This is a genomic window from Pseudomonas sp. 22082, from assembly GCF_052046055.1.
GTDB lineage: Bacteria > Pseudomonadota > Gammaproteobacteria > Pseudomonadales > Pseudomonadaceae > Aquipseudomonas > Aquipseudomonas pharyngis.
Window position 1 is genome coordinate 108759 of the sequence record NZ_JBQEQB010000001.1, and the last position, 19593, is coordinate 128351.

20 protein-coding genes are annotated in these 19593 nt (G+C 61.9%); 9 read left to right on the forward strand and 11 right to left on the reverse strand.

The window, feature by feature from the left end; translation table 11 throughout:
• Nucleotides 1-15: 15 nt before the first annotated feature.
• Genes ACTJK9_RS00450 through gnd form a run of 3 tightly spaced genes read right to left on the reverse strand, consistent with a single transcriptional unit; the run spans nt 16 to nt 3322 of the window.
• On the reverse strand, nt 16-825 hold the full coding sequence (locus ACTJK9_RS00450) for an HAD family hydrolase (protein ID WP_440811245.1): 810 nt from the start codon (nt 823-825) through the stop codon (nt 16-18).
• Nucleotides 822-2345: a glucose-6-phosphate dehydrogenase gene (zwf, locus tag ACTJK9_RS00455; protein ID WP_085611683.1), complete on the reverse strand. Its 1524-nt coding sequence runs from the start codon at nt 2343-2345 to the stop codon at nt 822-824. The genes ACTJK9_RS00450 and zwf overlap by 4 nt, the downstream gene beginning before the upstream one ends.
• On the reverse strand, nt 2342-3322 hold the full coding sequence (gnd, locus tag ACTJK9_RS00460) for a phosphogluconate dehydrogenase (NAD(+)-dependent, decarboxylating) (RefSeq protein ID WP_064596363.1): 981 nt from the start codon (nt 3320-3322) through the stop codon (nt 2342-2344). The genes zwf and gnd overlap by 4 nt, the downstream gene beginning before the upstream one ends.
• Before the next feature lie 273 nt (nt 3323-3595).
• Between gnd and ACTJK9_RS00465 the strand changes: the two genes are divergently transcribed.
• The 4 genes from ACTJK9_RS00465 (at nt 3596) to ACTJK9_RS00480 (ending at nt 8523) form a co-directional block, all read left to right on the forward strand.
• Nucleotides 3596-3778 carry a DUF6026 family protein gene (locus ACTJK9_RS00465; RefSeq protein ID WP_007957508.1) on the forward strand — a complete coding sequence of 61 codons (183 nt, stop codon included), beginning with the start codon at nt 3596-3598 and terminating at the stop codon, nt 3776-3778.
• A 210-nt stretch (nt 3779-3988) separates the two neighbouring features.
• Nucleotides 3989-5740: a phosphoethanolamine transferase CptA gene (locus tag ACTJK9_RS00470; RefSeq protein WP_440811248.1), complete on the forward strand. Its 1752-nt coding sequence runs from the start codon at nt 3989-3991 to the stop codon at nt 5738-5740.
• A 144-nt stretch (nt 5741-5884) separates the two neighbouring features.
• Complete coding sequence (locus ACTJK9_RS00475) at nt 5885-8131, forward strand: TonB-dependent siderophore receptor (RefSeq protein ID WP_221399625.1); 2247 nt, start codon at nt 5885-5887, stop codon at nt 8129-8131.
• Nucleotides 8132-8316: 185 nt separating this feature from the next.
• The gene (locus ACTJK9_RS00480) at nt 8317-8523 is read left to right on the forward strand and encodes a hypothetical protein (RefSeq protein WP_085603949.1); all 207 of its coding nucleotides are present in this window, start codon (nt 8317-8319) and stop codon (nt 8521-8523) included.
• 121 nt (nt 8524-8644) lie between these two features.
• On the opposite strand, the gene ACTJK9_RS00485 is transcribed toward ACTJK9_RS00480, so the two are convergent.
• From ACTJK9_RS00485 to ACTJK9_RS00510, 6 genes are all read right to left on the reverse strand, one after another.
• On the reverse strand, nt 8645-9226 hold the full coding sequence (locus ACTJK9_RS00485; RefSeq protein ID WP_221399624.1) for a DinB family protein: 582 nt from the start codon (nt 9224-9226) through the stop codon (nt 8645-8647).
• 16 nt (nt 9227-9242) lie between these two features.
• Entirely contained in the window at nt 9243-10361 is a 1119-nt protein-coding gene (gene zapE / locus ACTJK9_RS00490; RefSeq protein WP_440811250.1) for a cell division protein ZapE, read from the reverse strand.
• Between the two features lie 22 nt (nt 10362-10383).
• The gene (locus ACTJK9_RS00495; RefSeq protein WP_007957516.1) at nt 10384-10725 is read right to left on the reverse strand and encodes a nuclear transport factor 2 family protein; all 342 of its coding nucleotides are present in this window, start codon (nt 10723-10725) and stop codon (nt 10384-10386) included.
• 51 nt (nt 10726-10776) lie between these two features.
• Nucleotides 10777-11493 carry a helix-turn-helix transcriptional regulator gene (locus tag ACTJK9_RS00500; protein ID WP_064381780.1) on the reverse strand — a complete coding sequence of 239 codons (717 nt, stop codon included), beginning with the start codon at nt 11491-11493 and terminating at the stop codon, nt 10777-10779.
• Between the two features lie 89 nt (nt 11494-11582).
• Nucleotides 11583-12542: an agmatinase gene (gene speB / locus ACTJK9_RS00505; RefSeq protein ID WP_221399621.1), complete on the reverse strand. Its 960-nt coding sequence runs from the start codon at nt 12540-12542 to the stop codon at nt 11583-11585.
• 26 nt (nt 12543-12568) lie between these two features.
• The gene (locus ACTJK9_RS00510; RefSeq protein ID WP_221399620.1) at nt 12569-13660 is read right to left on the reverse strand and encodes a polyamine ABC transporter substrate-binding protein; all 1092 of its coding nucleotides are present in this window, start codon (nt 13658-13660) and stop codon (nt 12569-12571) included.
• Nucleotides 13661-13759: 99 nt separating this feature from the next.
• Between ACTJK9_RS00510 and ACTJK9_RS00515 the strand changes: the two genes are divergently transcribed.
• The 4 genes from ACTJK9_RS00515 to ACTJK9_RS00530 all read left to right on the forward strand — a co-directional run bounded on the left by ACTJK9_RS00515 (nt 13760) and on the right by ACTJK9_RS00530 (nt 17376).
• Nucleotides 13760-14659, forward strand: a complete 900-nt coding sequence (locus ACTJK9_RS00515) for a LysR family transcriptional regulator (RefSeq protein ID WP_440811253.1) — start codon at nt 13760-13762, stop codon at nt 14657-14659.
• Between the two features lie 99 nt (nt 14660-14758).
• A complete protein-coding gene (locus ACTJK9_RS00520) occupies nt 14759-16225 on the forward strand; it encodes a nucleobase:cation symporter-2 family protein (protein ID WP_085611690.1) in 1467 nt (488 codons plus the stop codon).
• Between the two features lie 69 nt (nt 16226-16294).
• Entirely contained in the window at nt 16295-16768 is a 474-nt protein-coding gene (locus tag ACTJK9_RS00525; protein WP_039768163.1) for an LEA type 2 family protein, read from the forward strand.
• Nucleotides 16769-16818: 50 nt separating this feature from the next.
• Nucleotides 16819-17376, forward strand: a complete 558-nt coding sequence (locus ACTJK9_RS00530) for a GNAT family N-acetyltransferase (protein ID WP_440811255.1) — start codon at nt 16819-16821, stop codon at nt 17374-17376.
• On the opposite strand, the gene ACTJK9_RS00535 is transcribed toward ACTJK9_RS00530, so the two are convergent.
• Nucleotides 17366-18289 (reverse strand): carbon-nitrogen hydrolase family protein, encoded by a 924-nt coding sequence (locus tag ACTJK9_RS00535; RefSeq protein ID WP_440811257.1) that lies wholly within the window; start codon nt 18287-18289, stop codon nt 17366-17368. The genes ACTJK9_RS00530 and ACTJK9_RS00535 overlap by 11 nt on opposite strands.
• Nucleotides 18290-18373: 84 nt before the next feature.
• On the opposite strand from ACTJK9_RS00535, the gene ACTJK9_RS00540 reads away from it, so the two are divergent.
• On the forward strand, nt 18374-19288 hold the full coding sequence (locus tag ACTJK9_RS00540; RefSeq protein ID WP_085611693.1) for a LysR family transcriptional regulator: 915 nt from the start codon (nt 18374-18376) through the stop codon (nt 19286-19288).
• Here ACTJK9_RS00540 and ACTJK9_RS00545 read toward each other — a convergent pair whose 3' ends face one another.
• A complete protein-coding gene (locus ACTJK9_RS00545; protein ID WP_007957535.1) occupies nt 19289-19543 on the reverse strand; it encodes a hypothetical protein in 255 nt (84 codons plus the stop codon).
• Between the last annotated feature and the right edge of the window lie 50 nt (nt 19544-19593).

The following is a 19593-nucleotide window of genomic DNA, read 5'->3' on the forward strand; positions in this document are numbered from 1 at the left end:
TTTTTTATGCCTCGATCAATGCGGCAAGATGTACTTTTCGATGGCTTGCGCCACACCATCCTCGGTGTTCGGCCCCGTCACCACGTCGGCCTGACGCTTCACCGCGTCTTCTGCCTGCCCCATGGCTATCGACAACCCGGCAACATGGAACATCGCCGGATCATTGCCGCCATCGCCAATCGCAGCCGTCTGCGCCAGCGGCAAACCGAGGTGTCCAGCCAGCGTGACCAGCGCCGAGCCCTTGTTCGCCTCGACTGCCGTCACGTCCAGGTACACCGGTTGCGAGCGCGACACCTGCGCGAGGCCCTCGACCTTCGGCAGCAAACGCGCCTCCAGCTCGATTAGCAGTTCGGTGTTGTTGCTGGTGGCCACGATCTTGTCGATGCGCTCCAGATACGGCTCGAAACTCTCCACCACCACCGGCGGATAACCCAGCCCGTGCTGCTCGCGCGGCACCATCGGCCCGTGCGGATCCTTGAGCAGCCAGTCACCACCGCTGAACACCCAGATTTCGACATCCGGCTGATCGGCAAACAACGCCAGCGCCGTCAGCGCGGCCGTGGCCGGCAGGTAATGCGCGACCAGAATGCTGCCATCCGGGTTGACGATCGTGCCGCCGTTGAACGCAGCGGTCGGCAGATCGACACCCAGCGCTTCGATCTGCTGCAGCATGGCTTTGGGCGGCCGCCCCGTGGCGAGACTGAACAGCACGCCCGCTTCGCGCAGCGAACGAACCGCGTCAATCGTGCGCTGACTCAGGCTGTGATCGGGCAGCAACAGCGTGCCGTCCATGTCACTCAACAAAAAACGGATCGGCTCGCTCATCCGAGACCATGCCAGACGCGACCATCGCGAGTCAGCAGGTCATCGGCGGCTTTCGGTCCGTCTTCGCCGGCGGCATAGGTTTGTACACTGGCGTCCTGTTGCCAGGCATCAAGGAACGGCTGTACCGCGCGCCAGCCGTTCTCGATGTTGTCGGCGCGCTGGAACAGCGTCTGGTCACCGGTCAGGCAGTCGTAGATCAGGGTTTCATAGCCGGTGGACGGCTGCATTTCGAAGAAGTCCTTGTAGGCGAAGCCCAGCTCGATGTTGGCCATGTTCAGCGCCGGCCCCGGCCGTTTGGCCAGCAGGTCGAACCACATGCCTTCGTTGGGCTGGATCTGGATACGCAGGTAGGTCGGTTGCAATTCGTCGACCTCGGTATCGCGGAACTGCGCATACGGCGCCGGTTTGAAGCAGATGACGATCTCGGTGTCGCGCACGCTCATGCGTTTGCCGGTGCGCAGGTAGAACGGCACGCCGACCCAGCGCCAGTTGTCGATCATCACTTTCAGCGCCACGTAGGTTTCCGTGGTGCTTTCGGGCGAGACGTTGTTCTCGTCGCGATAACCGGACACCGGTTTGCCAGCGCCTTCACCGGCGCTGTATTGGCCGCGTACCGAGTTTTCCCGTGCTTCTTCGATAGTCCAGGGGCGGATCGCGCCGACCACCTTGGCCTTCTCGCCCCGCACCGCATCGGCGCCGAACGCGGCCGGCGGCTCCATCGCCACCATGGCCAGCAACTGGAACAGGTGGTTGGGCACCATGTCCCGCAGGGCGCCGGTGTGTTCGTAAAAACTGCCACGGGTTTCGACGCCGACGGTTTCGGCGGCGGTGATTTGCACGTGGTCGATGTAGTGGTTGTTCCAGAACGCTTCGAACAGGCTGTTGGAGAACCGGCTGACCAGAATGTTCTGCACGGTTTCCTTGCCCAGATAGTGATCGATCCGGTAGATCTGCTTTTCCGACATGACCTTGAGCAGGCAGGCGTTCAATGCCTCGGCGGTTTGCAGGTCGGAACCGAACGGTTTTTCGATCACCACCCTTCTGAAGGCTTCCGGGGTTTCTTCGAGCAACCCGGCGCTGCCGAGACGGCGCACCACTTCGCTGAAGAAACGTGGCGCGGTGGCCAGGTAGAACACCGCATTGCCGGTGCCGCTGTCGGCGATTTTTGCCGCCAGGGCTGAATAAGTGCTGTCGTCCAGGAAGTCGCCCTGGACGTAGCTGATGCCTTTGGCGAGTTTGGCCCACAAGGCCGGATCAAGCATCTGATCGCCCTTGCCTACTTTCGCTGCCACTTCGGTGCGGATGAAGTCTTCGAGCTTCTGCGCGAAGGCTTCATCGGTAATGGCGTTATGGTCAACGCCAACGATCCGCAGGCCATCATCCAGCAGGCCGTCGCGACTCAGGTTGTACAGCGCCGGCATGAGCAGGCGCTTGACCAGATCACCGTGGGCGCCGAACAGAAACAGCGTGGTCGGTGGCGCGGGTTCTGCCTTGGATTTCCTGCGGATCGTATGGGTCATTTCTTCGGAGTCTCCACGTGGCCGCCGAAGCCGAAGCGCTGGGCCGAAAGAATCTTGTCGCCGAAAGTGCCCTGGCCGCGCGAGCGGTAGCGCGAGAACAGCGAGTTGGACAGCACCGGTACCGGCACCTTTTGTTCCATGGCCGCTTCGATGGTCCATTGACCTTCGCCGCTGTCGGCCACGGAGCCGGAGAAACCGTCGAGTTTCGGGTCGACCGCCAGGGCGTCGGCGGTCAGGTCGAGCAGCCACGACGACACCACGCTGCCACGACGCCAGACTTCGGCGATGTCGGCCACGTTCAGGTCGAAACGCTGATCTTCCGGCAGGAGCTCGCTGGATTTGGTCTTGAGGATGTCGAAGCCTTCGGCGAAAGCCGCCATCATCCCGTACTCGATCCCGTTGTGGATCATCTTCACGAAGTGACCGGCACCGGCGGGACCGGCGTGGATGTAGCCGTGCTCGGCACGGTGGTCATCGGACTTGCGGTCCCTGGTGCGCGGGATGTCGCCCATGCCCGGCGCCAGCGCGGCGAACAGCGGATCCAGACGCTTAACGGTCTCGGCATCGCCACCGATCATCATGCAGTAACCGCGCTCCAGGCCCCAGACGCCGCCGGAGGTGCCGACGTCGATGTAGTGCAGGCCCTTCTCGGCCAGGGTCTTGGCCCGGCGGATGTCGTCCTTGTAGTTGGTGTTGCCGCCATCGATGATGGTGTCGCCCGCCTCGAGCAGCGTGCTCAGGGTTTCGATGGTGTCTTCAGTCGGTGCGCCGGCCGGCAGCATGACCCACACCGCACGCGGCTTGGCCAGGCCTGCGACCAGTGCAGGCAGATCGGCGACGCCGGTAGAGCCCTCGGCGGCCAGGGTGTCGACAAAGGCGGTATTGCGGTCGTAAACAACGGTGGTGTGACCGTTGAGCATCAGACGTCGCGCAATATTGCCGCCCATGCGGCCCAGTCCAATAATCCCGAGTTGCATGTGCTGATGCTCCTTACTACAAATAAAAGTGTGTCAAAGGTTATAGCCCAACGTGAATCATGGAGCTTAGTCCAGAGCGTCGGTGTGAAGTTTCCGGGCATTGTGCCCGATCCAGACTGATAACGTCGGGAAACGTGCCGAAGACACAACGACCATGAAAAATAAAAAAGTTCCATTCACGAGCAAAAGAAATCAAAATCGGCGCCGATAGTATGTCAGCAACCGAATTCGGGGCTGAACTACAGTTGAGACACGCCATTTGCGAGGTGAGCAATGGGCACAGTACACACAGCAATGCCGCCACAAACCCTGTACGTCACCATCCGTCGTGATGAATTGCGTCAGTTGAAAGATGAACGCGACCAGCTCAAGCAGGAACTCGCGCAATTGCGCCTGCTGACCCAAGGCGCCGAGCCGCAGCCCTTGCCACGCGTACAGCGCTCGCCCCACGCCTGATCCCCGCCCGCTTCGGGAGCAGCCGTTGCTGTTCCCGACATGCTGCACCTCCTGCCCTTTTCGGCAACTAACAAAGTTTTCACATTCGCTTGTTGATACTCCCGCGCATTCTGGCCGTGCGTCTGTGCGCATGGCCTCCGTTCGTCGGGCTCATGCGTCCTTTGCATGAAACGCCCGGTGGTGGATGTAACGACTGAGCTGGAGTGCTGAATGGCGGTGTTCAAACGCAGCAATACGACTGCGACAGGTTTCGACTGGGCCGGTTTTATCTGGCTGTTCGTGTTCTTCTGGTACTTCTCCGGTATCACCCAACTGCTGATCCAGTTGACGGGCACCTCTGGGTTCACCGGGTTCCGCCAGGCCTTCGTGATGAGCGCCGTGTGGCTCGCGCCGATGCTGCTGTTCCCCAAACGCACCCGTCTGCTCGCCGCGCTGATCGGCGTGGTGTTGTGGGCCTGCTCGATGGCCAGCCTGGGTTACTTCTTCATCTACCAGCAGGAATTCTCCCAGAGCGTGATCTTCATCATGTTCGAGTCGAACGTGTCCGAAGCTGGCGAGTACATGACCCAGTACTTCGCCTGGTGGATGGTCCCGGCGTTCCTCGCGCACACCGCGTTCGCCTATTTCCTGTGGACCCGACTGCGTCCGGTATACCTGCCCCGTGGCCGGGCATTCGTCGCCGCCATGGCAATCCTGGTGGCCGTGATCGGTTATCCGCTGGTCAAGCAGACAATGCGTACCGGCAGCTTCGAGCAAGGCTTCGAGAAATTCGAAACCCGCATCGAACCCGCCGTGCCGTGGCAGATGGCCGTGGCTTATCACCGCTATCAGGAAACCCTGGCCGACATGCAGGGCATGCTGCACAGCGCGAGCAAGATCCCGCCGCTGAAAAACCTCAAGGACTCGGGCGCCAATCAGCCGGCGACCCTGGTGCTGGTGATCGGCGAATCCACCAACCGCCAGCGCATGAGCCTCTACGGTTACCCGCGCAAAACCACGCCGGAACTGGACAAGCTCAAGGATCAGCTGACGGTTTTCGACAACGTCATCACCCCGCGCCCTTACACCATCGAGGCGCTGCAACAGGTGCTGACCTTCGCCGACGAAGAAAACCCGGACCTGTACCTGTCCACGCCGTCGCTGGTCAGCATGATGAAACAGGCCGGCTACAAGACCTTCTGGATCACCAACCAGCAGACCATGACCAAACGCAACACCATGCTCACGACCTTCTCCGAACAGGCCGACGAGCAGGTGTACCTGAACAACAACCGCAACCAGAACGCCGCGCAGTACGACGGCGACGTGATCGAGCCGTTCAACAAGGCCCTGGCCGACGCGGCGCCGCGCAAGTTGATCGTCGTGCACCTGCTCGGTACGCACATGAGCTACCAGTACCGTTATCCGCCGAGCTTCGACAAGTTCCAGGATCGCAACGGCGTTCCGGCCGGTGTGCGTGACGATCAGGTGCCGACCTACAACAGCTACGACAACGCGGTGCTGTACAACGACTTCGTGGTCTCGAGCCTGATCAAGGATTACGCCAAATCCGATCCGAACGGCTTTTTGTTGTACCTCTCCGACCACGGTGAAGACGTGTTCGACTCGGTGGGCCACAGCACGCTGGGTCGCAACGAAAACAAGCCGACGGCGCCGATGTACACCATTCCGTTCATGGCCTGGGCGTCGCCAAAGTGGAAAGCCCACCACGACTGGAGCTTCGCCGGGGATCTGAGCCGCCCTTACAGCAGCTCGCACCTGATCCACACCTGGGCGGACCTGGCCGGTTTGAGTTTCGATGAACTGGATCGCAGCAAGAGCCTGGTCAGCGACAGCTTCAAGCCACGCCCACTGTTGATCGGCAACCCTTACGAACGCGAGCAGCGGGCCCTGATCGACTTCAGCCTGATGAAGCCGAAAAAACCCGCGGCCACGACCACGGAAGTGGTGTTGCAGCAGTAACAAAAAGGGCCGGAAACGGCCCTTTTTTCATATCGGCGAAACATTTTCAAATAACAATATTTATCGTTTGACACTAAATCGCACTGCCCGCCTTCGTCTTTGAGCAAACGGAATTTTTCCCTCGAAGACAAGGAGTCGGCTGCGATGTTTGCGCCCATCACCCGTTCCATGACCCTCACCCTCGGTCTGTGCAGTGTTGCACTGAGCCCGGATCTGCTGGCTGAAACCGACCAGGAAAAACAGTCGCCCTCCGCTGCGCCGGCCCTGGAGTTGGCCTCCACCAGTGTCACCGCCGAAGGCCTGGGCAGTACCACCGAAAACACCCACGCCTACACCACTGGCGCGATGAGCACGGCGACGCGGTTGAACCTGTCGATCAAGGAGACCCCGCAATCAGTGTCCGTGATCACCCGTCAGCAGATGGATGATTTCAAGCTCGGTACATTGTCCGAGGCCATGAGCCAGACCACAGGCGTCGTGGTGCAGCACAACGATTCGGATCGGGTCAACTATTCGTCTCGCGGCTACTCGATCAACAATTTCCAGATCGACGGCATGCTGAATACCTTCAGCTACATGAAGAGCGACGCCGACACCATCATCTACGATCGTATCGAAGTGGTGCGCGGTGCCACCGGCCTGACGACCGGCGCAGGCGACCCCTCTGCCACCATCAACATGGTGCGCAAACGCCCCACCGCACAATGGCAGGCTCAGGCCGGCGCCAGCGGTGGCAGCTATGACGACTACTACAGCTACGTCGATGTGGGCGGTCCGCTGGCGTTTGACGGACGCCTGCGCGGGCGCAGTGTGCTGGCCTACCGCGACAGCCAGTCGTTCCGAGACAAGTACGCCCTGCAACGGGAAGTCGGCTACGGCATCCTCGAAGCGGATCTGACCGACTCCACCGTGCTGGCCGTCGGTTACGACTACCAGGACAAGCAGGTGCAAGGCACCTCGTGGGGCACCACGCCGTACTGGAATGCCGACGGCAGCAAGGCCGGTCTCGGTCGTTCGACCAATATGGCGACTTCGTGGAGCTCATGGCCATTGCGCGACAAGACCGCGTTCGCCACCCTCGATCAGCAACTGGCGGCCGGCTGGCATTTGAAGGCGGCCTACACCCACCGCAAGAGCGACGGTGACGGCAAGGTCTACTACGCCGGCTCCGGCTTCCCGGAGCCTGACCGCAGCGGCATGACCGCGACCATCGGCCACATGATCGGCGACCAGAGCATGCGCGCCTACGACCTCAATCTGTCCGGCCCTTATTCGCTGTTTGGCCGCGAACACGAACTGATGTTCGGCTACGGCGAGGCCGAGCGCCGCTCGAACGATCCGTACAACGTTGATGGCCCGCGCGCATCCGATTACGAAAGCGTGCGCGACTGGAAATACATGGGCGGCATCAACAAGTTCCCCGACACCACCACCCGCCTGCCGAGCTTCAAGGACAGTACTCGGCAAAAGGCAGGCTACCTTGCCACGCGCCTGAGCCTGACCGACGAACTGCACGCGGTGCTGGGCAGCCGCTACGGCAGTTGGGAGGCCTCGAGCAAGACCTACGCCTACGATCAGAACCTGCAACTGACCGGCGTCGATGCCAGCAGCCAGCAACACAACGACATGTGGACGCCCTACGCCGGCCTGCTCTACGACCTGACACCGGAGTACACCGTTTACGTCAGTTACACCGACATTTTCAAACCGCAGGCCGTGCGTGACGCCAGTCGCAACTACATCGATCCGGTGGTTGGCAGCAACTATGAAGTGGGGCTCAAAGGCAGCTTGCTGGAGGAGCGTCTGAACGTGTCCACCGCCGTGTTCTGGAGCAAGCAGGACAACGTCGCCGAGGTCGATGAGTCGGTGCTGCCCGATCCGGACACCGGTGAGCAGTTCTACAAGTCCGGCGGCAAGGGCAACAAGGTCAACGGGTTCGAAGCCGAGGTCTCGGGCGAAATCCTCGATGGCTGGAACATGACCGCCGGCTATACCTACACCCACTCGGTCAACGGCGAGAAAAACCGCACCAACACCAACCAGCCCCTGAACCTGCTCCGCCTGTCCACGGCCTATCGCCTGCCGGGCAACTGGAATGCCCTGACCGTGGGCGGCGCGGTGAACTGGCAGAGCGACGTCTACGGCAACGCCAACCGCCCGGTCGGGCGCGGTGCCAATGGCCGGATCATCACCGAGCGTGCGCGAATCAGTCAGGACGCCTACACGGTGGTGAAACTGATGTCGCGCTACGAGTTCGACAAACACCTGTCCGCGTCCCTCAACGTCGACAACCTGTTCGACAAGAAGTATTACGACAACGTCGGCTTCTATAACGGCGTGTACTGGGGCGATCCACGCACCGTCACGCTAAGTCTCGACTGGAAACTCTGACGCCCTTCCCCCGCGACCTGCACGCGTCATTTGCGCGTGCAGCGTTCATCCGATACGCCCTGGAAACTTACGGTAAAACCTACACTGAACGAGCGTTAACCTCTTGTTAATGCCCTCGACGGACACTGCGCCCCGAGGCTTAGATTCATGGATGAACGGCTCCGACATTTTTCGTAGGAGGCACCATGAAAACCACGACTGCAATCCTTGCCGGTCTACTCACCCTGGCATCCGCCAGCGCATTCGCCGAAGGCGGCGCCGAGCGCATGAGACATTACTGGGCAAACTTCCCGGTTCATTCCGCACAGAGCCAGCAGGCTGAGGCGAAGACCAACGAACTCAAGGTCCCGGACGACCAGACAGCCCAGGTCACCGAGTCCTATCGCCCTTGAGCGAACGCTTTACCGATGGACCTGCGCTGGCCCGGCTCTGGCCTCGCAGATGACAGTTGGGCGCCCTTTGCGGGCGCCCTTTTTTATGCCTGCTGATCCTGGGTCGGCAGAATCCAAGACATCAGTGCCCCCAGATAAGCTCTTCGGTCCAGCCCAGTTCGGCGAAATCCTCGGCTCGCATACCGGATTCGCCGGCACAGAAAAACTCGTCCAGTTGCGGCGGTTTTACCGAGGTGCCGCTGAGCATCGCGTGGACCTGGCCACGGTGGTGGATCTGATGTTCGAACAGGTGCGAGATCATCCGCAGACGGCTGTCGTGCTGTGGCGTGTCGCGGGCGATGGTGACAATGCGCCCCAGATCGGCATCGCGCAGTTGCTCGCAGTAGGCGATCAGCCTGCGGTCGACATGGGCCTGTTCACGGCGCAAGGCCTGTGACTCGGTGAAGGGTTCGTCAGCGTTGAAGAACACGTAGCAATCGGGATGCGGTTCGTCACCGCGCAACTCACGCTCCAGCGCGTCGACGTAGAACCAGTCGCAGGTGAGGATGTGGTTGAGGGTCAGGCGGATGCTCGGGAAGAAACTGGCCCGTGGCGCCGCCAGCTCCGTGTCGTCGAGCTGGCTCCAGGCCTTGGCCAGTCGATGGTTGGCCCAAGCATTCTGATAAGCCATGGTCAGCAAATGGTGGGACAGGGGCTGAGTCATGCGGTGCCTCCGTGTTTCAGGTCTCGGCGAAGCGTTGCAGCTGCATCTCCTGCAAGCGGCTGAGGGTCCGGCGGAACGGGAATTCCAGATAGCCCTCGGTATACAGCGCGTCCATCGGCACTTCAGCCTCGATGAACAGCGGCACCTTGCGGTCGTAGCACTCGTCGACCAGCGCGATGAAGCGGCGCACGCCGTCGTCGTGCACCGACAACTGCGGCAATTCGCGATCGCCGGCCACCACCCGCTCCGCGCCATCCTCGGTGCCACGGGCGATCCGCCCTTCGCGTTTTTTCGCGCTGAGGTTCGGCACCTCGCTCAACAGGATAGCCCGGTAGGTGTCGCACAGCGCGATGAAATCCATGGCGGCGAACGGTTGCTCGCACAGGTCGGCGTAACGGCACCACAGCACCGAATCGCTGGCCTGCACCACGTTCAGGGCACGGTAACCGACCGGCACCGGTTCGCCACTGACGGTTTGCCCGGCCGCCAAGGCGTCGAACACCTGGCTCAGCGCGCTGCCCTGCCCCGGCTGAGTGACCCAGTAACGCTGCTCGATGGCGCCGGGATGCAATCGATGATCTTCGGCGCCGTTTACCGCGACCACTTGCATGTGCTGCTTGATCGCGGTGATCGCGGGCAGGAAGCGGTCGCGGTTGAAGCCGTCGGCATACAGCTGATCCGGCGGCAGGTTGGAAGTGCAGACCACCACCACGCCCTCGTCGAACATCACTTGAAACAAGCGCCCGAGAATGATCGCGTCGCCGATGTCATTGACGAACAGCTCGTCGAAACACAGCACTCGCACTTCAGCCGCCAGCTCACGGGCCAGGACCCGCAATGGATCGGCGATCCCGGTCAACTGAAAGGAACGCTGGTGCACCCAGCCCATGAAGTGGTGAAAGTGCTGCCGCCGCGCCGGCACCCGCAGGCTCTGATGAAACTGATCCATCAGCCAGGTCTTGCCGCGCCCGACCGGGCCCCACAGGTAAACGCCGGTGACCGAACGGACACCGGCGTGCAGGGCTTCATGGCATTTTTGCAAGGCCCAGACCGCGTGTTCCTGGGCTTCATCCTGGATGAAGCCCTTGTGGTCGACGGCATATTGCCAGGCGCTCAGGGGGGAGTCGAAAGTCATGCGCGGCAGTATGCCACGACGGCTACAGGGAAATATCCAGCCGAGCGATTTTGCCCTGTTCGTTGAGGCGGAACGTGTAACGCAGCTCCAGCGGGCTGCCGGGAAACGTTCCGGAGATCAGCCCTTGCACCAGTACTTTGCCGGTGCGCTGCTGGACGCCGAGCACTTCGACCCGTGGCTGATAGCGCTGGGCGGTGTCCTGCATCCAATTGGCGATGGCCTGCGGGCCGACCTGATGATGGCCTTCATCGAACACATGGGCATCCTCGGCAAAAAAACTGCCGACCCGGGAGGTATCGCGAGCATTGGCAGCATTGATGTACTCAACGATGGCCGGGGCGAGTATCGAGGTGGGATGGAACATGAGTGCAGCTCCTTTTTTCGGGTTCTGTCGCCATCCTAGAACAGCCCTGCGTCAATTCCTGTCAGGAGTGAAACGGCCGTTTTCGTCCAGTTGCATCAGCCGCTGCCAGGTGCGCAGCAGGTCGCTGCGACGCCCCGGATAGCGCTCGCCCTGCAGGCTGGCGGCGGCAATCCGGTCGGTGCGAAACGTGCGATAGGCACCGCGCAATTCACACCACGCGACGATGATCCGCACCTCGTTGAGAAAACCCAGCGCCAGCGGCCAGATCAACCGCTGGCTTTGCACCTGCTGCGCATCGGCGTAATCGATGTGCAGCTTGGCCTGATCGCGGATGGCGTGGCGGAACACGTTCAACGGCACGGCGTTTTGCGGAAAACCGTAACCCGGCGGCCCGGGCATGACGGTCGGATTGCGCAGCGCCTCCTGGGCCTGCGGGTCCAGCACCGCAGCGATTTTCGCCAGTGCATCCGCAGCCGCTTTGCTCAGCACCTCGTCGCCGCGCTGATCGACATACCGCAGGCCCAGCACGATGGCTTCGGTCTCGTCGGCGTTGAGCATCAGCGGCGGCAGAAACAGACCGCTGCGCAGCACATACCCGATGCCCGCCTCGCCATGGATCGGCGCGCCGAGGGCGGTCAGTTCGGCGATATCGCGATAGAGGGTGCGTTCGGAGATTTCCAGCTCGGAGGCCAGTGTTGCTGCGGTGACCGGGCGCTTCTTGCCACGCAGCACTTGCAACAGGGTCAACAGTCGAGTGGTTCGCGACACGGTGTGAGGCTCTGGGCAGAAAATTTGCCGGAGCTTAGCAGAGCCTGGTGTCAGAAATTGTCAGGAGCTTTCACCAGGCTCGGAGGGGATCACGCGTCGACTTTATGCCTGGCCGCGTACAGGCAAAGCATCTCCATGGCCAGGGTTGCCGCCGCCAGCGACGTCACATCCGCATGGTCATAGGCCGGCGCCACTTCCACCACGTCCATGCCCACCAGATTGATCCCGCGCAGGCCGCCAAGGATCTCCAGCGCCTGCACTGTGCTCAGGCCGCCGCACACCGGCGTACCGGTGCCCGGCGCAAAGGCCGGATCCAGACAATCGATGTCGAACGTCAGGTACACCGGGTGATCGCCGACCCGCGCGCGAATCGCGTCAACAATTGCTTCGCAACCACGGCGATGCACCTGCCGCGCATCGAGCACCTGAAAGCCCTGATGATCGTCATTGGTGGTGCGCAAACCGATCTGCACCGAACGCGCCGGATCCACCAACCCTTCCCGCGCTGCGTGCCAGAACATGGTGCCGTGATCGACCCGTTTGCCGCCCTCGTCCGGCCAGGTGTCGCTGTGGGCATCGAAGTGGATCAGCGACAACGTGCCGTGCTTGCGCGCATGGGCCTTGAGCAGCGGATAGCTGATGAAGTGATCGCCGCCGAAGGTGAGCATGGCGCTGCCGGAACCGAGGATGTGCTCGGCGTGAGCCTCGATGCTTTCCGGGATGGTGTGCGGCGAGCCGTAATCGAAGTCGCAATCGCCGTAATCGATCACCGCCAGATGATCGAACGGGTCGAACGTCCATGGCCAGTGCCGTTCCCAGGCAATCCCGGTGGACGCCGCGCGAATCCCGCGCGGCCCGAAACGTGCGCCAGGACGGTTGCTGGTGGCGGTGTCGAACGGTACACCGCTGACCGCCACGTCCACGCCGCGCAGGTCGCGGCTGTAGCGTCGGCGCATGAAACTGGTGATCCCGGCGTAAGTGCTTTCGGCAGCAGTGCCGTAAAGGCTGTCACGGGTCAGGGCCTGATCGTTTTGCACTGGCACGTCCATCGGTGTGCTCCTGTTGTTATGAAAGGCTATTGGCGGCTACGGAAAGTGGTCCACAGGCGTGTGCGCTGGCGCATGTCCTTGAGGCTCATGCTGTGGTCGGCGTACAGCCGCTCGCGCACTTCGGGTTTTGGGAAAATGTCCGGATCGCTGCGCACCGCCTCATCCACCAGCGGCATGGCGGCCTGGTTGGCGGTGGCGAAGAACAGCGTATTGGTCAGCGCCGCCACGGATTCGGGGCGCAACATGAACTCGATGAAAGTCCTTGCGGCTTCGGGGTGGGGCGCGTCTTTCGGGATGGCGAGGTTGTCCTGCCACACCAGCGTGCCTTCCTTGGGAATCCGGTAAGCGACTTCGAACGGCTTGTTGGCCTTGCGCGCCTGATCGGCGGCCATACTCGCGTCACCGTTGTAGGTCAGCGCCAGGCAGACGCTGCCGTTGGCCAGATCATTGATCTGCCGACCGGTGGCGACGTACAGCACCGAGGGCTGCAACTGCTGTAACAAGGCTTCGGCGGCGGCCAGATCTTTCTTGTCGGTGCTGTAGGGATCTTTCCCGAGATAGTGCAGCGCCAGGCCGATCACTTCCTGTGGCGAATCGAGAATCGCGATCCCGCAATCCTTAAGCTTGCTGGCGTATTCGGGTTTGAACAGCAGATCAAGGCTGTTGAGCGGCACGTCGGGCAGCCGCTGCTTCACGGCGTCGACGTTCATGCCCAGGCCGAGCGTGCCCCAGGTGTAAGGCACGCCGTAACGGTTGCCGGGATCGACCGCCGCCAGTTTTTCCAGCAGATCCGGATCAAGATTGGCGTAACCCTTGAGCCCTTCGTGGGGGATCTCCTTCAACGCGCCGGCGGCCAACCCACGGGCCAGCACGCTGGACGAAGGCACCACCACGTCGTAACCGCTGCCACCGGTGAGCAGCTTGGTTTCCAACACCTCTGAGGTATCAAAGGTGTCGTAGCGCACGTGGATGCCGGTTTCCTTTTCGAAGCGCTGCAAGGTTTCCGGCGCCACGTAATCGGCCCAGCTGTAGAGATTGAGCGTCTTCTCTTCGGCCTGGGCGGCGATGGAGACGGTAAGCAACAACGCGGGCAAACACAGCTTGAAGACGGGAGCCATGACGAACACCTGACCGAAGGAAGTGGTGGCAGGATGCGCCGTCGGATACATTCGAGAAATATCAAGTTTGTTAACCTGACTTTATCCCGGAGTAATGTGATGCTCGGTCAGCTCCACGATGTCGATCTTCAGCTTCTGCGGCTGTTTCTCGGCGTGGTCGAATCCAATGGTTTCAGTGCTGCTCAAGGCGAACTGGGCCTGAGCCAGTCGAGCATCAGCCAGCAAATGGCCAAGCTTGAAACCCGTCTCGGCTATCGGGTGTGCAACCGTGGCAAGGCCGGTTTCAGCCTGACGCCCAAGGGCGAACAGCTGTTGATTGCCGCCCGGGCGCTGTTCGATTCGATCGAAACCTTCCGCCATCAATCCAACGGCGTCGCCGGACGATTGATCGGTGAAGTGCGGCTGGGTCTGTCGGAAGCGGTCGATCAGTCGGTGCTGCAACGGGTGGCGGATGCGATCCGCCGGTTTCGCGAGCGGGACGAATCGGTGCGCATCGAGCTGATCAGCGCCATGCCCGGCGAAATGGAACGCCTGCTGCTGCAACAGCGGCTGGACCTGGCCATCGGTTACTTCTCCCAGGTGCAGAGCGCGTTCGACTACCGCGAACTGTTCAGCGAAACCCAGCATCTGTATTGCGCGCCCGGCCATCCGCTGTTTACCGACGAGGCCCCTGATGACGCGGCGTTGCAGGCCTGCGACCGGGTCGATCACCCGTATCGGTTTTTGCGCAGTGACGAGCCATTTCAGGGCAAGGTCTGCTCGGCACGCTCGGAACAGGTCGAAGGCACCCTCGCCTTCATTCTGTCCGGCAAGCATGTCGGTTATCTGCCCAACCACTACGCCCGCCAATGGCAGGACAAAGGCTTGCTGCGCCCGGTGCGCGAAGGCGAGTTGAGCTTTGACGTGGCGTTCCATCTGGCCCGGCATCGGGCGCAAGTACCCGGCGATGCGCAGAAAGCCTTTGAGCAGGATCTGCTCTGCGCCTTTGGTCGAACCTGACCTTTTGGGCAGTTTTAATGCGTTGCCCTCGTCTCCCGCTTACGGCATCCTGCGCACCCATTTTCCGACCCGGCCCCGCATTGCGGCACGCAAACCACCATGACCGTCTCTGAAAAAGCCCCGCGCAACAACGATCTGATCTACGGCCTCAACGACCGTCCGCACTTCACCGCAACGGTGTTTGCCGCCCTGCAACACGTGCTGGCCAGCTTCGTCGGCATCATCACCCCGACCCTGATCATGGGCGGCGCCCTCGGTCTGCAGAGCGAAATCCCGTACCTCATCAGCATGGCGCTGTTCGTCTCGGGCCTCGGCACCTTCGTTCAGGCCAAGCGCTTCGGCCCGGTCGGTTCGGGGCTGCTGTGCCTGCAAGGCACCAGTTTTTCCTTCATCAGCGTGATTCTCAGCGCCGGCTTCATGGTCAAGGCCCGGGGCGGCGGCACCGATGAAATCCTGTCGACGATCTTCGGCGTGTGCTTCTTCGCGGCGTTCATCGAAGTGGTGCTGAGCCAGTTCATCGGCAAGTTGCGCATGCTGATCACCCCGGTGGTGACCGGCACCATCATCACGCTGATGGGCCTGTCGCTGATCAAAGTGGCGATGACCGACATTGCCGGCGGCTTCGGCGCGGCGGATCTGGGCGCGGCCAGTCACGTGTTCCTGGCAGCGCTGGTGCTGGGCACCATCGTGGTGTTGAACCGGGTTGACGTGCCGTTCCTGCGGTTAGGCGCAATCGTTATCGGCCTGACCCTCGGCTACGTGGTGGCGTGGCTGATGGGCACCGTGGACTTCGCCAATCTGCCCGAAGTGCCGGTGGTGAGCGTACCGGTGCCGTTCAAGTACGGTTTCAACTTTGATTGGGTGGCGTTCGTGCCGGTGGCGGTGATTTTCCTGGTGTCGCCGCTGGAAGCCGCCGGTGACCTGACTGCCAACTCGATGATCTCGCGGCAACCGGTCAAAGGCCCGCTGTACATCCGCCGGATCAAGTCCGGGCTGCTCGCCGACGGCCTCAACTCGGCCATGGCGGCGGTGTTCAACAGCATGCCGATGGTGACCTTCGCCCAGAACAACGGGGTGATTCAGCTGACGGGCGTGGCCAGCCGCTACGTGGCGTTCTTCATTGCCGGTCTGCTGGTGTTGCTGGGCCTGTTCCCGATGATCGGCGCGGTGCTGCAACTGATGCCGAAACCGGTGCTCGGCGGCGCAGAGCTGGTGATGTTCGGCACTGTGGCGGTGGCCGGGATCAAGATCCTCGCCGAGGCCGGCCTGCATCGGCGCAACATGCTGATCGTGGCGATTTCCGTCGGCATGGGTCTGGGCATCGCCGCCGTGCCGGAAGTGCTGCGCGAGCTGCCGCAGGCGCTGCGCAATATTTTCGAATCGCCGATCACCGTCGGCGCGCTGTGTGCCATCGTGCTGAATATCTTCCTGCCGGAAGAATTCATCGAGCTGGAAGAAGATGACTTCGATCCGGAAGCCTCTATCCTTCAGGTCATGGAAAACCCCGACCTGCCGGCCAAAGCTGAACCCGCAACAAACGCCGCTGTCGCACAGTTGAACCGTTGATCCTGTCCGCTCCATCAAAAAGGGCTGATACCGGCAACGGTTCAGCCCTTTTTCAATGAGAGAGCATCAATGCGCCGCCTCCAAGCCGTCATCCTGTCCCTGCTTCTGCTCTCCCTCAGCGCCTGCGCGCTGTTCCCCAACCGCGACCCGGTGAACATCAACGTGGTCGGCCTCGAACCGCTGCCGAGCCAGGATCTGGAAGTGCGCTTCGCGATCAAGCTGCGCGTGCAGAACCCCAATGAAACGCCCATCGACTACAACGGCATCGCGCTGGATCTGGAGGTCAACGGCCACTCGCTGGCGTCGGGTGTGAGCGATCAGACCGGCTCGATTCCACGATTCTCCGAAACAATCGTCAGCGTCCCCGTGAGCATTTCCGCGTTCTCGGTGCTGCGCCAGACCCTCGGCCTGAGCCAGACCCAAACCCTCGACAACCTGCCCTATGTGCTGCGCGGCAAACTGGCGGGCGGGCTGTTTGGCACGATGCGCTTTGTCGATACCGGCAAGCTCAGTCTGCCGAGGGCCAGTGCCGCAACCTGGTAAAGATGCGGTAGTCTGCACGGCCCACTGTCAGAACATGGAAGTCGTGGTTTATGCAAGACACGCCCACGCTGTATACCGAACGGCTGATTTTGCGTCCGCTTGAACTCGCGGATGCCGAGGCCATCCAGCAGCAATTTCCCCACTGGGAAGTGGTGCGGTATCTGAATGTCTTCGTGCCCTGGCCTTACCCGGACGACGGCGCCCTCACCTACCTGCGTGACATTGCGCTGCCTGCCGTTGCGGCCGGCAAAGAGTGGCACTGGACGATTCGCCTCAGATCGGCGCCAGAGCAATTGATCGGCAACATAAGCCTGATGGACGAGCCGGACAACCACCGTGGGTTCTGGCTCGCCCCGGCGTGGCAGGGTCAGGGCCTGATGACCGAAGCCAGCGAAGCCGTGACCCGGTATTGGTTCGAAATCCTCGATCAACCGTTGATGCGCGTACCGAAAGCCGCACCGAACCTCGGTTCGCGAAAGCTCTCGGAGCGCAGTGGCATGCGCTTGATCCGCACCGATGAGGACGACTTTGTCGGCGGTCGCTTCCCACGGGAAATCTGGGAAATCACCCGCGAAGAATGGCGGCGCCGATTAACCGTCAAACCGTAAAACGCACGCCGGGTTTCACCCGCTCGTCGACGCTCAGTTCGAACACATCCGGCCGTGCATAGTGGCCGACCACGTCGTAGTCATAGCGGGCGCGCACCAGTTCGGCGGTGTCGATCTCGGCGGTAAGCAGTCCGGCCTCGCCGCGCAACGGCCCGGCCAGCACATCGCCCATCGGCCCGACGATCACGCTGCCGCCGGCGATCAGCGGCCGATCCCCCGGCCAGTTGGCAACTTCCACGCCCAGCTCATTCGGCGAGGCCTGGACTTGACAGGCGCTGACCACAAAACAGCGCCCTTCATGAGCGATGTGGCGCATGCTCACCTGCCACATCTCGCGCTCGTCCACTGTCGGGGCACACCAGACCTCAATGCCCTTGGCGTACATCGCCGTGCGCATCAGCGGCATCATGTTTTCCCAGCAGATCACTGCGCCGAGCTTGCCGACCTGAGTGTCGAGCACCGGCAGCGTCGAGCCGTCGCCCTTGCCCCAGATCAGCCGTTCGGTGCCGGTGGGCATCAGTTTGCGGTGCTTGGCCACCAAGCCCGCCTGCGGGTCGAAATACAGCGCGGTGCAATGCAAAGTGCTGCCGGCCCGCTCGATCACGCCGATCACCAGGTTGGCCCCGGTACGCGCCGACAGCCCGGCCAGCGCTTCGGTTTCCGCCCCCGGCACATCGATAGCGTTGGCGAAGTAACGGGCGTAGGCCTCGCGGCCTTCCGGCAAGCGATAACCCAGCTGCGTGCCGAACCCCTCGCCTTTCGGGTAACCGCCGAGCAAAGCTTCGGGCATCACCACCAGCGCGGCGCCGGACTCGATGATCGCGGTTTCCCAGCTCAGGATCTGCTCCAGGGTCTCAGCCTTGCCACCGGGCAAGGCGCCGATCTGCAGGGCGGCAACGATTGATTTGGGCATGGTGGTCACTCCGTTAAGTTCAGGTGTTGCTCATTCTCCGGCGCCACGGGATCATGAATAAAGATCGATCCACTGCTGAATGATATGAGCCAAATGAATATCGCAACCGTCGACCTCAACCTGCTGAAAGTCTTCGAAGCCCTGCATGAAGAGTCCAGCGCCAGCCGCGCGGCGTTGCGCCTGGGCGTGACCCAGTCGGCGGTCAGCGCGGCCTTGCGCCGGTTGCGCGAAGTGTATGGCGATCAATTGTTCGTGCGCACCGGCCGCGGCCTGGCGCCGACGCTCAAGGCCAACCAATTGAAACCGGTGGTCAGCGATGCCCTGAACAAATGCCGGCAAAGCCTGGCGATGGTCGACCCGACCGCCAATCATTACGAAGGACGTTCGGTCACTGTGGGCCTTTCGGATGACTTCGAGATCGCTTACGGCCGTCGGCTGATCGAGGAAATCGCCCGTCGCGCACCGAAACTGCGGCTGATCTTCCGCCAGACCCACAGCCAGATCGTCGCCCGGGCGCTGATGGAACGCAGCATCGATCTGGCAATCACCGCCGGCGGATTTGCCGAGCGGCTGCTCAGCCGTCAGGTGTTGGGTGAAGGGGGTTACGCGTGTCTGGTGGATCCGGCGAGCCTGGCGCCGGGTCAGCAGCAGATCGATCTGGAAGAATTCGTCACCCGCGAGCACCTGCTGGTGTCGTCGGGCGGTTTTATCGGGATCACCGATGAAGGGCTGGCGGCGCTGGGCCGGACTCGCCGGGTCTGCGCCTCGACCACGCATTTCGCCGCGTTGCCGCATCTGCTCAAGGGCAGCGAGGCGGTGGCGACCATTCCGACCCACGCGGCGCAGGCCATTGCCTCACTGAGCGGGCTGGCACTGCTGCCCTGCCCGCTGGCGCTGCCGCGTTACCCGATCGAACTGGGCTGGCGCACCAGCACCCAGATCGATCCGGTGGTGCTGACGGTGCGCGAAGCGATAGGCGCCAGTTTCAGGTCCGAGTGATTACTTGTTGGCCGCCATCAGACGATTGACTTCACTGCGCACCATGTTGGCGAATTCCGGCGGCGACATGCCGTCCAGTTCCGCGCGCACGAACTCGGCCCATTTACCCTTGCGCTTGGAGCGCTCGCCGAACAACCGCGCGGCCTCGCCCTTGGCTTTGCCCAGATTGTTCTGCCAGAGTTCGAACAGTCGGGATTTCTCATCTTCCAGCGCGGCGCGCTCTGCGAGGGATTTGTCGGCCAGATTGAAACTCATCGGGAATTACCTGCTGCATGAAATGGCGACATCTTACACGCTGGACGGAA

What these genes read in the sequence shown, in the direction of transcription:
- ACTJK9_RS00450 (WP_440811245.1), bottom strand. Translation starts at nt 825, where the DNA reads ATGAGCGAGCCGATCCGTTTTTTGTTGAGTGACATGGACGGCACGCTG.
- zwf (WP_085611683.1), bottom strand. Translation starts at nt 2,345, where the DNA reads ATGACCCATACGATCCGCAGGAAATCCAAGGCAGAACCCGCGCCACCG.
- gnd (WP_064596363.1), bottom strand. Translation starts at nt 3,322, where the DNA reads ATGCAACTCGGGATTATTGGACTGGGCCGCATGGGCGGCAATATTGCG.
- ACTJK9_RS00465 (WP_007957508.1), top strand. Translation starts at nt 3,596, where the DNA reads ATGGGCACAGTACACACAGCAATGCCGCCACAAACCCTGTACGTCACC.
- ACTJK9_RS00470 (WP_440811248.1), top strand. Translation starts at nt 3,989, where the DNA reads ATGGCGGTGTTCAAACGCAGCAATACGACTGCGACAGGTTTCGACTGG.
- ACTJK9_RS00475 (WP_221399625.1), top strand. Translation starts at nt 5,885, where the DNA reads ATGTTTGCGCCCATCACCCGTTCCATGACCCTCACCCTCGGTCTGTGC.
- ACTJK9_RS00480 (WP_085603949.1), top strand. Translation starts at nt 8,317, where the DNA reads ATGAAAACCACGACTGCAATCCTTGCCGGTCTACTCACCCTGGCATCC.
- ACTJK9_RS00485 (WP_221399624.1), bottom strand. Translation starts at nt 9,226, where the DNA reads ATGACTCAGCCCCTGTCCCACCATTTGCTGACCATGGCTTATCAGAAT.
- zapE (WP_440811250.1), bottom strand. Translation starts at nt 10,361, where the DNA reads ATGACTTTCGACTCCCCCCTGAGCGCCTGGCAATATGCCGTCGACCAC.
- ACTJK9_RS00495 (WP_007957516.1), bottom strand. Translation starts at nt 10,725, where the DNA reads ATGTTCCATCCCACCTCGATACTCGCCCCGGCCATCGTTGAGTACATC.
- speB (WP_221399621.1), bottom strand. Translation starts at nt 12,542, where the DNA reads ATGGACGTGCCAGTGCAAAACGATCAGGCCCTGACCCGTGACAGCCTT.
- ACTJK9_RS00510 (WP_221399620.1), bottom strand. Translation starts at nt 13,660, where the DNA reads ATGGCTCCCGTCTTCAAGCTGTGTTTGCCCGCGTTGTTGCTTACCGTC.
- ACTJK9_RS00515 (WP_440811253.1), top strand. Translation starts at nt 13,760, where the DNA reads ATGCTCGGTCAGCTCCACGATGTCGATCTTCAGCTTCTGCGGCTGTTT.
- ACTJK9_RS00520 (WP_085611690.1), top strand. Translation starts at nt 14,759, where the DNA reads ATGACCGTCTCTGAAAAAGCCCCGCGCAACAACGATCTGATCTACGGC.
- ACTJK9_RS00525 (WP_039768163.1), top strand. Translation starts at nt 16,295, where the DNA reads ATGCGCCGCCTCCAAGCCGTCATCCTGTCCCTGCTTCTGCTCTCCCTC.
- ACTJK9_RS00530 (WP_440811255.1), top strand. Translation starts at nt 16,819, where the DNA reads ATGCAAGACACGCCCACGCTGTATACCGAACGGCTGATTTTGCGTCCG.
- ACTJK9_RS00535 (WP_440811257.1), bottom strand. Translation starts at nt 18,289, where the DNA reads ATGCCCAAATCAATCGTTGCCGCCCTGCAGATCGGCGCCTTGCCCGGT.
- ACTJK9_RS00540 (WP_085611693.1), top strand. Translation starts at nt 18,374, where the DNA reads ATGAGCCAAATGAATATCGCAACCGTCGACCTCAACCTGCTGAAAGTC.
- ACTJK9_RS00545 (WP_007957535.1), bottom strand. Translation starts at nt 19,543, where the DNA reads ATGAGTTTCAATCTGGCCGACAAATCCCTCGCAGAGCGCGCCGCGCTG.